Annotated in this window: 11 protein-coding genes; 4 read left to right on the top strand and 7 right to left on the bottom strand. The window is 61.8% G+C overall.

The window, feature by feature from the left end; genetic code table 11:
- The coding region (locus tag NR111_RS17625; protein ID WP_256821563.1) for a transposase at window positions 1-179 on the top strand (179 nt) is incomplete at its 5' end.
- Window positions 180-286: 107 nt separating this feature from the next.
- Here NR111_RS17625 and NR111_RS17630 read toward each other — a convergent pair.
- Both NR111_RS17630 and istA read right to left on the bottom strand, forming a co-directional pair.
- Window positions 287-1,030, bottom strand: a complete 744-nt coding sequence (locus tag NR111_RS17630) for an ATP-binding protein (RefSeq protein ID WP_256821554.1) — start codon at window positions 1,028-1,030, stop codon at window positions 287-289.
- Window positions 1,027-2,586, bottom strand: a complete 1,560-nt coding sequence (istA, locus tag NR111_RS17635) for an IS21 family transposase (protein ID WP_256821555.1) — start codon at window positions 2,584-2,586, stop codon at window positions 1,027-1,029. Before istA ends, NR111_RS17630 begins: the two co-directional genes overlap by 4 nt.
- Before the next feature lie 230 nt (window positions 2,587-2,816).
- On the opposite strand from istA, the gene NR111_RS17640 reads away from it, so the two are divergent.
- Window positions 2,817-3,323, top strand: coding sequence for an ATP-binding protein (locus NR111_RS17640; protein ID WP_256821556.1), 507 nt, complete (start codon window positions 2,817-2,819; stop codon window positions 3,321-3,323).
- Window positions 3,324-3,790: 467 nt separating this feature from the next.
- On the opposite strand, the gene NR111_RS17645 is transcribed toward NR111_RS17640, so the two are convergent.
- The 5 genes from NR111_RS17645 to NR111_RS17665 form a co-directional block, all read right to left on the bottom strand.
- A complete protein-coding gene (locus NR111_RS17645; RefSeq protein ID WP_256821557.1) occupies window positions 3,791-4,864 on the bottom strand; it encodes a glycosyltransferase family 4 protein in 1,074 nt (357 codons plus the stop codon).
- Window positions 4,865-4,971: 107 nt separating this feature from the next.
- Window positions 4,972-6,324, bottom strand: coding sequence for a UDP-glucose/GDP-mannose dehydrogenase family protein (locus NR111_RS17650; protein WP_256821558.1), 1,353 nt, complete (start codon window positions 6,322-6,324; stop codon window positions 4,972-4,974).
- 53 nt (window positions 6,325-6,377) lie between these two features.
- Window positions 6,378-7,505, bottom strand: coding sequence for a non-hydrolyzing UDP-N-acetylglucosamine 2-epimerase (gene wecB, locus NR111_RS17655; protein WP_256821564.1), 1,128 nt, complete (start codon window positions 7,503-7,505; stop codon window positions 6,378-6,380).
- Window positions 7,506-7,510: 5 nt separating this feature from the next.
- A complete protein-coding gene (locus NR111_RS17660; protein WP_256821559.1) occupies window positions 7,511-8,629 on the bottom strand; it encodes an NAD-dependent epimerase/dehydratase family protein in 1,119 nt (372 codons plus the stop codon).
- Window positions 8,626-9,657, bottom strand: coding sequence for an SDR family NAD(P)-dependent oxidoreductase (locus NR111_RS17665; RefSeq protein ID WP_256821560.1), 1,032 nt, complete (start codon window positions 9,655-9,657; stop codon window positions 8,626-8,628). The genes NR111_RS17660 and NR111_RS17665 overlap by 4 nt, the downstream gene beginning before the upstream one ends.
- A gap of 928 nt (window positions 9,658-10,585) precedes the next feature.
- On the opposite strand from NR111_RS17665, the gene NR111_RS17670 reads away from it, so the two are divergent.
- On the top strand, window positions 10,586-11,836 hold the full coding sequence (locus NR111_RS17670; RefSeq protein ID WP_256821561.1) for a glycosyltransferase family 4 protein: 1,251 nt from the start codon (window positions 10,586-10,588) through the stop codon (window positions 11,834-11,836).
- Window positions 11,833-12,753 (top strand): NAD(P)-dependent oxidoreductase, encoded by a 921-nt coding sequence (locus NR111_RS17675; protein ID WP_256821562.1) that lies wholly within the window; start codon window positions 11,833-11,835, stop codon window positions 12,751-12,753. Before NR111_RS17670 ends, NR111_RS17675 begins: the two co-directional genes overlap by 4 nt.
- Window positions 12,754-13,097: the final 344 nt, after the last annotated feature.

Genomic DNA, 13,097 nt, shown 5'->3' on the forward strand with positions numbered 1-13,097 from the left:
TGGGCCGGTCGCTGTGGAAGCGGCACCGCGAGATCCTCGCCTACTTCGACGTGGGTGCCTCCAACGGCCCCGTCGAGGCCATCAAAGGGCGCCTCGAGCACCTCCGCGGAATCGCCCTAGGTTTCCGCAACCTCAAGCACTACATCGTGCGATCACTCATCCACTCAGTGAGTATTTGAGGGTGTGGGAGCCACCGGGTATTGAGGTTGGGAGCCACCGTTATTGGCTTTGAGAGCCGGTGGCCGATGGGGTGGGAGCCACCGGCTCTCTCGCGCCGCTTGTGGGGTTAGTTCACGGCGGTGTGTTCTCGCATGTTGAAGGTGCCGGTCTCGATCCAGAGGGTGTTGTGGACGATGCGGTCCATGATGGCGTCGGCGTGGACTCCGGAGCCGAGCCGTTGGTGCCAGTCCTTCTGGGCGTACTGGGTACAGAACACGGTGGAGGCGTGGCCGTAGCGGCGCTCGAGGAGCTCGAGCAGCATGCTGCGCATCCCTTCATCGGGCGGGTCGAGCAGCCATTCGTCGAGTACGAGCAGCGTGAAGGCGGCGTACTTCTTCAGGAACGTCGAGGTGCCGTTCGGTTTGTCGCGGGCCAGGGCCCACGCCTCAGCCAGGTCGGGCATCCGGATGTAGTGAGCCCGGATGCGGTGGGTGCAGGCTTGCTTGGCCAGGGCGCAGCCGAGGTAGGACTTGCCGGAGCCGGTGAAGCCCTGGAAGACGACGTTCTGGTGCCGGTCGATGAACGAGCACGTGCCCAGTTGGGCGATCACGCTCTGGTCCAGGCCCCGCTCGTGGAGCATGTCCAGCCGCCGCAGGTCGGCGTTCGGGTAGCGCAGGCCGGCTCGCCGGATCAGGCCCTCGACCTTGGCGTGGGTGAACGCCGAGTGGGCCTCGTCTACGACGATCTTGACCTGGTCGTCGAATCCCAGGCCGAGCATGAGGGTCTCATCGCGGGCCTCGAACGACTCCAGCAGGGCGGTGGCGCCCATCTCCCGCAGCTTGCGCCGAGTCTCAGGGTCGAGCCTGCTCATCGGGCACCTCCGGTGGCGTAGTAGTCGGCGCCGCGCACGTAGCCGCCGACCTCCGCGGGCGGAGCCCCGGCCGGTGGGGCGGGTTTGTCCTGCCCGGTTTCCAGGATCGGGCGCAGGTGGGCGTACCGCGGAGAGCGGATCGGCCCGGCCAACGCGATCCGGCATGCGGCTTCGACCCGCTCCGTGGAGTAGCGGCGGGTCAACCGCAAGACCGCCAGCGCCGGGTTGATGCCCTGCTCAGCCACGGGCACCGACTCGAAGATCCTGTCCACGACCACCAGCGCCGAGGGGCCGACTCGTTCGGCCCATTCGCGGACCCTGCTCTGGTCCCACTGCCGATACTTCGGCCCGGCCGGCAAGTCCGCATCGTGGGTGCGGTAGGCGTTGACCACCGTCTCGGGTAGCAGCACGTGGCTCGACAGCCGCTGGTGGCCGCGGTGCACCTCGAGCATCGACTCGGTGATGCGCAGGTCGACCTTGGCGCCCACGTGCGGGTACGGCACCGAGTAGTAGTTCCGGGCGAACGACACGTGCCCGTTGCGCCCGACCTTTCGGCCGTAGAACCAGCGACTGATCTCGTACCCGGTGGCCGGCAGCGGCCGCAGCAGGTCCTTCTCCTCCGAGGCGAACACGCTGGCCCTGGAACCTGCCCGCTTCTGGAACGGCTCGGCGTTGTACGCCTCAAGCTGACCGCAGATCGCGGACTTCAACTCCGCTAGCGTCGCGAACGTCTGCGTCCGTAGGGAGGCGATAATCCAGGTGGCCACATTCCCGACGGTGTTCTCCACGCTGGGCTTGTCCTTGGGCTTGCGCACCCGGCCGGGCAGGACCGCAGCCGAATAATGGGCGGCCATCTCCCGGTAGGCGTCATTGAGGACGATCTCGCCCTCGCGGGGATGGGTGATCACACCGGTCTTGAGATTGTCCGGCACGATCCGCGGGACCGAGCCGCCGAAGAACTCGAACATCGCCACGTGAGCGCGCAGCCAGGTGTCCTGCTTCATGTCCAGGGTGGGTTCGACGAAGGCGTAGCGGGAGAACGGCAGGCACCCAACGAACAGGTACACCCGCCTCGACTCCCCGGTGACGGGGTCGGTCAGCTGCATGGTCGGGCCGGACCAGTCCACTTCGACGGTCTGCCCGGCCTTGTGCCCGACCCGGGAGGCCAGCCCGGCGACCTGCACGTGCTGCTGGTACTGCTTGCAAAACCGGTCGTAGCCCATCGCCGGGGAGCCCGAAGTGGCACAGCGGTCGGTGTACTCGCCGTGCAGAAGCTTCATGGTCACCCCGACCCGAGCCATCTCCCGATGCACCTCGGCCCAGTCGGGTTCAGCGAAGACGCTCTCGTGCTCACCCCGTCCGGGGAACAACAACGAGTAGACCTCGCCGTCCGGTAGATCTGCGACGTCGTCCCAGCTGAGCTCGGCGGCATCGGCGGCCTCCAGTACTGCCGCGACGCTGTTGCGCGAGATCTGCTGCGAAGCGGCGATCGCCCGCCCCGACAGGCCGTCGGCGCGTAACTGCAAGACGAGTTTCGCCTTGATCTTCCTTACCATTGGGAACTGCTCCTTCCGCCAGGTGCCCGTTACACCCGGCGGGAGGAGCCTAAGAAGGTGGCTCTGAACGCGAATAACGATGGCTCCGACGTCGTCCGACGTATCAAGCCGCCGCCGGCTCCCAGAGCCCATACGACTGGCGCTCAGAACAGCCAATACTCACTCAGGACAGCTCCAGAACCGAATCAACGCACTCTAAAGCCGGAAGGGCCGGTATCACCCCGGTGCGGATGAAACGCTACGCCGGGCGCCACTGGAGGCAAGACCCCACCAACCTGCTGGTGATCTCACCGACAGGCGGCGGGAAAACCTACCTGGCCTGCGCGATCGGCATCGCCGCATGCCAGAACGGGCACACCGTCACCTACGCCCGGATGGATGAACTCGCCCGCCGGCTGGTGATCGCCCGCGGCGACGGCATCCGCCACCAGAAGATGCTCAACGACCTGTCGGACGTGGAGCTGCTGATCATTGACGACTTCCTCACCGTGGGAATCGACCCCGAAGCCGCCAACGACCTGTTCGCCGTCCTGGCCAACCGGGAACACCGACTGCCGACAATGATCGCCTCACAATCCAGGCCGGCGTACTGGCTCGAAGCGCTACCCGACCGGGTAGCGGCAGATTCCATCGTCAACCGCCTGGCCAACAACGCCCGCGAGATCAACCTCGGCGACGTCGACATGCGCCGCCAACGAGACGACCAAGCCCGCGCCACCACCGGCTACTGGGAGTAACCCCCAGCCGTACCGGCCCGCTCACACACGGGCCGGTACCGGCTCCCCAGAATCGCAGTACCCGATTACCGGACTAGGCGTACCAAGTACGGCTATCTGCCAGCCGAGTCTGATCTAAAGGCGCGGCCGAACTTTCGCAGCACCCGCAAGTCGATCGAGGCGCACCTGACCATCGTTCTCGCAGCTCTGGCGATAGCCCGATACCTTCAAAATCGGACCGGAATCTCGATGATGGGTCGAGTGGTTATGGCAATGACCGACTCCACTCGAACCTAGGCGACATGCCGCTCGTCGATTTCTAGTAGAGTTACTGCGCCACTTGGGGCCGAGAGTTGCAATAACGCAAGGACCGGCGGGAAGTGTGGGCGTTCCGATATGAAGTAGAGTCGGCGGTTAGCATCAGCTTGGTAGCTGTCTACTTGAAAACTAAAGTCTTGGTGCTGATTGACCGTCGTGGATGAATGACACTAGTCAGCGCGCAGTGAGTTTTGCACTAAGTGGAACACCGATTCATCGTTCCTAGAGTTGTGCCAATTCTTGTACGCTTCACCTGCCATTGTCCGCCGGTTCGCGCGCTCTTCGGGTGAAGTCTTGGCAAAGGCGTTGATGGCGAGCTGCCAGTCTTCGATGGAGTTAGTTGGCGGTATGTCGCCGCCTCCGCGAAGGACTACCTCGGTGAGCGGTGTCACATCGCAAATCACAACTGGACAGCTTGCCGAGAGGCTTTCTACAATTGTGTGTCCAAAGTTCTCATGAGCTGTGGGGAAAAAGAACACATCAGAAACTTGAAAGGCGGCACGCACGTGCTCATGCGGCAGGGCGCCATGAAAAAGGACGGAAACATTAGGGGGAAGAAGTGAGATTTGTTGAGAAATCTGATCCCTGTAAGACGCGTCCTCGTATTCGCCGTAAATGTCAAGGTGGATTAGAGCATCTTGCTCTCGGAGAGCAGATATTAAGCGGTGCAGCCCCTTCTTGGGCGATAGTCGCCCTACGAATACAGCACGTAGCGTCAGAGAAGTGCACTCTTGGGCCGGCTCTAGGGGGTGTGGAGGAAGAAGTACTTCGTTCTCCCTCACATGGACTATCGCGTTCGGAAAAAGGTTTAGTATCTCAGTCGCTTCGTTCGGGCTAGATGCATGCCAGTGGACCCCATCGTGCAGCTTCAATAGACGAGCAGTCTTGAGAAAAATTGACTTCTTTCTTGACTTAAGTGCAAGTGCCCCTATTCCTAGTTCTCCACGTGGGGCAACTACCACTGACTTGGGATGGATTGCCCCTAGCTTCCAGGCGACCAGTGGGAGTATCGAAAAAAAGGTTGCGAATATGCTATTGAGGTATAAGAAGTCGACAGGCTGACTGCGAAGCTGCTTGAAAAGTGCAAGTTTGCTTAGCGTAGATTCCCAGTCGACGTACCACACCCTCTTGCCTTCTCTGTGAACATACTTGTCAACTGGAACATGCATGGGCCTCGACTCGCCCAAATCCAAATTCTTGCAGTAGACAATAAAGTCATAAGAGTTGGCATGGATTGATGTCATCGCATCGATTGTGCGAATGGGCCCGCCCCCACGGAACGCGGGGACGAAGTATGGCGTCAGAATCGCTACGATGGGCTTGTCGCGCATTGGCACTGTCGACAACTTTGTCACCCCAGCGTGCTTCGAGAAACGCCACGTCCGAGTGCGCGGTAGGTCCATCCAGCGGCCCGCCAGCGGTCGGCGGGCATGCAGTTGCGTCCGTCGAGCAGGACCCGGCCGCGTGCCACCCGGGTCACCTGGGCCGGGTCGAGCGCCACGAACTCGGGCCACTCGGTGGCCACCAGCACCACGTCCGCACCCCCACAGGCCGCCATTGCCGACTCCGCGTAGTCCAACGTGGGGAACAGGGCTCGCGCGTTGCCGAGCGCTTGCGGGTCGTACACCACGGTCCGCGCGCCCTTGAGGGAGAGCATCCCCGCCACGTTGAGCGCCGGCGAGTCCCGTACGTCGTCGGAGTCCGGCTTGAACGCCGCCCCCAGCACCGCCACCGTCTTGCCGAGGACCGTGCCCCCGCACGCCTCCGCGGTCAGCTCGACCATTCGCTCGCGGCGACGCATGTTGATCGAGTCCACCTCCCGCAGGAACGTCATGGCCTCGTCCGCACCGAGCTCCCCGGCCCGGGCCATGAACGCGCGGATGTCCTTGGGCAGGCACCCTCCACCGAAGCCCAGCCCCGCCCCCAGGAAGCGCCGCCCGATCCGCGGGTCCATCCCGATCGCGTCCGCCAGCACCGTCACGTCCGCCCCGGCGGCCTCGCACACCTCCGACACCGCGTTGATGAAGCTGATCTTGGTGGCCAGGAACGCGTTCGCGCTCACCTTGACCAACTCGGCCGTTGCGAGGTCCGTGACGATCACCGGGCACGGATCGGCCTCCAGGATCGGCGCGTACGCCTCCTCCACCCGCTCCCTCGCGAGCCCCCGCGCACTCTCGCCGCCGGCCAGACCGATCACGATCCGATCCGGCGTCAACGTGTCGGCCACGGCGAACCCCTCGCGCAGGAACTCGGGGTTCCACACCACCTCGACGCCCACCCCGTCGGGTGCGTGCCAGTCGGCGATCCCCTGCAGCCTCGCGGCCGTGCCCACCGGCACCGTCGACTTGCCCACCACCACGGCGTCCGCGGTCAGCAGGGGCGTCAACCGTGCCACGACGTCCTCCACGTACGAGGTGTCCGCGGCGAACTCGCCCTTGCGCTGCGGGGTGCCCACCCCGACGAAGTGCAGGTCGGCGAACGCCGCCGCCTCGGCGTAGTCGGTGGTGAACCGCAACCGCCCCGACTCCACGTGCCGCCGCAGGATCTCGGGCAGGCCCGGCTCGTAGAAGGGCACCTCACCGGCACGGAGTCGCTCGATCTTGGCCTCGTCGACGTCCACCCCCAGCACCTCGTGACCCAACTCGGCCATGCAGGCGGCATGCGTGGCACCCAGATACCCGGTTCCAAACACTGTCAAGCGCAAAGCAATTCTCCTGATTTATCTTACTCGTATTGCACAATTGGACTTGACTAAGACTAGTAAGCTCTGATTCCAGCCCATTGATGGTGCCTGCGGGCCGTAGAGATAATGAATTTTACGGCCCGCTCGCTAGTGTTATTGATCAGGTAATCGTCGGGCGTCAATTCGCCTAAGCCTTCGGTAGTGAAGTTCGATTCCATGGCAACCTCCACAGCGGACACGATTCCGTCGGCCTGAAGTCCCGTCATCATTATTCCGCCGGTGTCGAGCGCCTCTGGTCTCTCAATTGAATCTCGTAATGTGATCGCAGGGAAGCCAAGCATTAGGGACTCTTCGGCAATCGTTCCCGAATCTGACAAGCAGCAAGCGGCAGAGAGTTGCAGTTTGTTGTAGTCGTGAAAGCCGAGAGGCTCTGAGAAAGTGATGCCCTCGGGTTCGATCCAGTCAGGGAGTTGCTCCAGCCGGTTGCGTGTGCGTGGGTGAGTGGAGACGAATACAGGGAGGCCGAAGTGTGAGTGCACGGCAACAAGGCAAGCAAGGAGCATCCGAAGGCGTTCGGGGGAGTCGACATTTTCCTCGCGGTGCGCCGAGACAAGGAAGTATTCGCCCTGCTTCAAATTCCGCTCGGCAAGGATGTTGGAAGCTTCAATCTGGTCCCTGTACGTGTTGAGGACCTCGCGCATTGGTGATCCGGTCTTTAAAATTCGACGAGGATGCAGGCCTTCAGCCAGAAGGTTGCGTCGCGCATGCTCGGTGTAGACCAAGTTGAAGTCTGAGACGTGGTCGACCATGCGTCGATTGGTTTCCTCAGGCACGTTGAGGTCAAAGCAACGGTTTCCGGCTTCCATGTGGTAGGTCGGAATCTTCATACGGCGGGCCATCAAGGCCGCGATGCAGGAATTGGTATCGCCAAGAACGAGGACGGCATCCGGCCGCTCATCCTTTAGTACCTTTTCGACGGCGATGAGTGTACCGCCTAGGACGGTGCCGAGACTGGATGTGTCCACTCCGAGCATATGATCCGGTTGCCTAATCTCGAGGTCATCGAAGAAAACCTGATTAAGGGTATAGTCGTAGTTCTGTCCAGTGTGGACCAGGATGTGGTCGATGCCGGGAGTATTGTTAAGCCGGTGGATAACCCTGGCTAAACGGATGAGTTCGGGTCGAGTCCCGACTACGGTCATGACCTTCACTTTGCGGACTCCTGGGTTATTGGACGGACTGGCTCAGCAAACGTGTCGGGAGCCTCCGGTCGGAATAGTTCGTGGCTCCAGAACTGAGTTAGTAGGACGCCTTGGCCGATGTTCGTGATGTTGTGAACCCATCCCACGGGCATGTCGATTGCCACGGGTTCGTCGCCGCTGACGTCAAAATCCAGTACCTCGTCGTGGAACATCTTGCGGAGGCTAATTCGTGCGGTTCCCTGGATCACAGCGAACCGCTCAATTTTCGTGAGGTGATAGTGCTCGCCCCGAGTAATGCCCGGGTCAGTAGTACTGAAGGACGATTGCCCCTCGCCACCGCGGCACCGGACTGTCTCAACGAATGATCCCCGGGGGTCGGAATGCGGTACGAGGCTAATGGGGTATCGCTCGGGGAACAGGCTTGCACGATAAGTGTTGAAGAGGTCGACTCGAAACTTAGAGCTGAGGTCCGGGATCTCTCCAATCGAAAAATACGAGTTGTGAAACTCTTGCAGGAGCCGCCACACATCCGCCACCCCGGTCAGTTTTCCAGCTGGCCTGAGATAGTCCTCGTTCGCGTCGAGAGCATCGACGAGAACTTGGGCAGCGTCCTGGGCGTGAAGTAGTTCAACGCAGTTGTCATTGATTCGGGGAGTGTTGCCATCGATGGTTGCTTCGACGAACGTTGCTACAAACGAGTTGTACCTCGGAAGTCCATGCTCGCCGAAGAGATTCGGAAGGCAGACGTCGACGAATCGGCCGCCAGCGGCAATGGTGGCGTCAGCGATAGAGCGTTGAGCCCCGAGCTTGCCTCGACCGTAAGCGTTATCTCGTTCGACCTGGATCGTTCCCGACATGATGACCCTCAGCGGTCGGGCCGCAGCCGAAATCGCTTGGGCAACATCGTTCCCGAGGCCGATATTCCCTTTCTCGACCTCGTCGTCGGTCTCAGCCCGATTCACTCCAGCGAGGTGGATGAGTGCATCAGCCTCGGCGACGAGAACGGGTAGCTGCGCCCAGTTCGCTCGAGTCACCGGGATGACCTCGTGCTCGGTGAGTGCCGCGAGGCGGAGGCGTGTGTGCCAGCCGAGAAAGCCCTGAGCGCCGGTAAGGACGATCTTCATCGAGCAATCTCCGACAGAGCATGCTGCATCTCGGGTAGTGCCGCGATGAGCTGGGCCGTCTGCTCAACGCTCATCTGCTCGGTGTTGTTCGAGTCGAAGTCTTCAGCGTGTTGGACTTCTGAATCTCCCTCCTCTACGAACACCGAATACTGCAGAGACCGGGCATCGAGCGGAACCTTGAAGTAGTCACCCTGGTCGGTCGCCTTAGCCATCTCCTCGCGCGAAAGGAGGGTCTCGTACATCTTCTCGCCGTGCCTGATGCCGATTCGAGCGATTGCCGGGTCGCTGACGCCCATGACCTTGGCCGTGGCACGTGCGAGCGTGTCGACAGTGCAGGCGGGAGCCTTCTTCACGAAGAGATCGCCCGGCTCGGCATTGAAGAAGGCATGTTCGACCAAGTCCACAGACTCTTGCAGGCTCATGAGGAAGCGGGTCATAGAGCCCTCGGTGAGTGTGAGGGGTTTGCCTTCGCGGATTTGACGTACGAAGAGCGGTATGACCGACCCCCGTGAGTACATGACGTTGCCGTACCGGGTCACCGACACGGTGGTCTTTGAGTCTGGGTTGTTCCGCGCGAACGCCTGGGCTGTTTTCTCCATGAGCGCCTTGGACATGCCCATCGCGTTGACCGGGTACACTGCCTTGTCTGTAGACAAGCACACCACTGATTTCACGCCTAGCTTATGGGCCGCCGCGATGACATTTCGGCTGCCATCCACATTGGTCTTGACGGCCTGGTCTGGGAAGAACTCGCAGGATGGAACTTGCTTGAGTGCGGCGGCGTGGAAAACGAAGTCTGCGCCGACAAAGGCGTTTTCGACGCTCTCTCGGTCACGAACGTCGCCGACGAAAAACTTGAGGCGGGGCTCGTCCATCCGCGACCGCATCTCGTCCTGCTTGGCTTCGTCGCGGCTGAAGATATGGATACTCGCCACGCCTTGGTCGAGGAGGTGACGGGCCATCGTTGACCCAAACGAGCCGGTACCTCCGGTGATCGCAATGGTCGCACCGGAAAAGCGAGGTGACACTGAATTGACTCCTGAGCAGGTAGGTCGGCTGGCGGTCGACCTGCTCGACTCTAATGGGCCGAGCGTTCTCGAGGTGTGCCGCGCCTAAATCTCAACCACGTGGGGGTACTACCCCCTTGAAGCGGGGAAGTTGCCGCCAGCGCCTTCGGAACCGTTTGTTGTGAGACCCTCTTGCCATGAAGTCCCCCAGTCTCGACGTGCTCCTGGTGTCCACTTTTCCCACCGATGCGAGCGGGCTCCTGGTGAGGTCTTGGCTTCCTCGGCGTCGAGGTCTTGATCACACCAATGACCGAACTACGTACGCTATCCAGTCACCTCGGGGCGGTGGTATGGTGTGTGCGGCCGGTGCGCTCGAAGGCTCGCTGGAGGGGCGGCGTCGTAGGAACGGGCCCTCTACAGAATGGATCGGGTCCAGCGGCGCTCTGAGTACGGTGGGACGTCAAGACGATGTCTCAGGTTTTGGGCCTGTGCCGCGGTTGGGAAGCCCCAACCTTTGCCGGTGTGGTGACCGGCGCAAGAGCGGGTGGTCTGGCAGGAACTGCACTTGGCACCATCATGCTCCCAGTGAGAATTCACGCGTTCAACTCCATGGGCGGCATCAACGGGATCTCCGGCGGGACAGCCGCGAACTAAATCGCGCTGGTGCCGAGACTGCTTTCGTCCGCCGAGCGTTACACGGTGAGTCAGTGACCGCAGCTCATCTAGAGCACGCTCGCCAGCGACTTGAGTGCGAAACCGGGTGGCCGCACTGGGTGGTATCTGCCTTAGTGGCCGGCGTGGCCGCGGTTCGTGGTGCGGCTGGGCGATCGGCGCACAGTGCTGCCACAACCGGGCCTATCATGACGGTCGATCTCGCCGCGCCCAGACTCCTGAAACGCACTGAAGACTCGAGGGCCGAATCTGTGCAACCAACGGTCGGTGGTCTTGTATGAAGATTGGGTACGTCACGCAGTGGTTCGATCCCGAGACTGGCTCGGCCGCTACTCCGGGGATCATTGCCCGAGCGCTCACTGCGCGTGGCCACGACGTCGAGGTTCTCACCGGCTTCCCGAACTACCCGGAGGGGCGCTTGTATGACGGGTACGGGATAGCGCCGTACAAGCGCGAGGTGCGCGACGGGATGACGGTGCACCGGGCGCCACTCATTCCGACCCACGAGTCGAGAGCGATCTCGAGAATTCTCAACTACTCCAGCTTTGCTGCGGGGGCGACGGCCGTCGGTTCACGGGTGCTTCGTGGTGCAGACGTAGTGCTGGTGCACTCAACACCCGCCACGGTCGCCGTACCTGCGCTCGCCGCAAAGTCCGTGTACGGGGTGCCGTTCGTTCCCATGATCCAAGATTTGTGGCCGGACACGGTCACCTCCAGTGGATTCCTGGGCGACAGTTCATCCTCCGGTGTTGAGCGGACGCTGCACCGATTCTGTGACTCTGTGTACCGGCAGGCAGCGCACATTGCAGTTATTTCGCCGGGGATGGCTGAATCGATTCAAGGGCGAGGAATACCGTCGGAGAAGATCACCTTTACTCCCAACTGGGTGGATGAAACAACTTTCCGTCCAGAACTGAAGGACGACGAGCTTTGCCGCTCCTTCGGTCTGGACCGCGATTTCGTCGTGATGTATGCGGGCAATTTTGGTGAATTTCAGGCGCTTGACGTGGTGTTGGCCGCCGCAGAGCGGCTAAAGGCACGCACCGACATCCAGTTCGCTTTGGTGGGAGGGGGCGTTATGGAGCAGGCCCTCAAACGAAGTGCTGCAGAGAAGCACCTCGACAACGTGGTCTTTGTCCCATCGCAGCCGTTCTCGGCCATGACGAAGGTGCTCGCGCTGGGGGATCTCCACCTCCTCTCACTCCAGGACCTGCCCTTGTTCCGTATCACATTGCCGAGCAAGTTGCAGGCGACACTGGCGGCGGGCAAGCCATTGGTCGGCACCGTTCGCGGGGACGCCGCCACCGTCATCGAGGAATCCCGGGCCGGGCGGACATCTAGCCCCGGGGACCCAGATGACCTCGCCAGAGTGGTGACTCAGATGGCCGACGACCCGGAAGGGACGGCGGCAATGGGTTGCGCCGGTCGCGAATATTACGAGCGGGTGTTTTCCGAAGAATCCTCAGCAGGCCGCCTTGTGTCGGTACTGGAAATGGCAGCGAGCAGTCGAAAGCGGGTCCGTCGATGAAGGTAGCAATTGTAGGCGCGTCAGGTTTTGTCGGTTCCGCAGTCAAAGGGGTGCTGTCCGAGCAGGGACACGACATAGCAGAGGTGCGTGCGCCGCGCGTGGCGCACGCAGACGCTGCCGGCGGTCTTGAAGCGCAGGGTGTAAGAGCCGACGAATTGGTATCGGAGTTTGAGGGGCTCGATGCAGTTGTAAACTGCTCGGGCAATCCCGATGCCTCCGAGCAGAACGGCGGCGAACTGATTGCAGCCAATGCAATCTCCCCGGCAATAGTTGCTCGGGCAGCAGCGCGCGCTGGCGTTAGGCGTATGGTCCACGTAAGTAGTGCCGTTGTCCAAGGGCGGCGTCCCCAGCTCGACGAGACGGATGCCACGGAAGAGTTCTCCGCGTATGCGTACTCGAAGGCCGAAGGCGAGCGCCTAGTCCGGCAAGAATCGCCGGCCGCGACCATCTATCGCCCTCCGAGTGTGCATGCAGAGAGCCGCCGGGTAACCGCGATGACCGCTAAGATCGCCGGTTCCCCCCTGGCGACAGTGGCGGCGCCGGGAAGTCAGCACAGCCCACAAGCGCTCATCGGCAACGTTGCGTCAGCGATCGCGTTCTTAGCCACCACGGACAAGGAACCGCCAGCCATTGTCATTCATCCCTGGGAGGGATTGACGTCGTTGGACGTCATGGAATTGCTCGGCGGTAAACGGCCTTTCGTCGTTCCCCGTGCGCTCGCTCGGGGGGTGTGCAGTGGCCTCGAGCTGGCTGGACGTAAGGTCCCGGCCGTCGCGGCCAACGCCCGGCGTGTCGAGATGCTGTGGTTCGGTCAGGACCAAGCCGATTCGTGGCTAACCTCAGCTGGATGGAAGCCGCCATACGGTCGTGAGTCATGGCGGGCGCTGGGGGAGTTCATCAGGGGTCGGCGGTCGTGAATCATCGACTTCTTGTGATTGCCGGAGCCTCCGCGGTTGCTCTCTGGGTGGCTCGGACAAACGAGGCCGGGGATCGAACTGTTCCACGGAGGACGGTGGGAAGGTCTTGTCGGACACAAGTTCGTCGTAACCCAGACCTCACTTCCACATAGCAACCAAGGGACACTTAGAGGGCTCCACCTCGTCGAGGGCGGCCTGTAGATCAAGCTCATCACCTGCGTCAGCGGGCAGATCTACGTGGGCCCTGGCCATAGAGGCGCTCTGGAGCGAGGTGCGTGCAATCGTGCTGGGATAGTGCCCCGTGGGGTGGTGGGATTCGGATCGGCGTCTAGTCAGGCGCAGTG

Origin of the sequence: Dietzia sp. Die43, from assembly GCF_024519835.1 — a bacterium.
GTDB lineage: Bacteria > Actinomycetota > Actinomycetes > Mycobacteriales > Mycobacteriaceae > Dietzia > Dietzia kunjamensis.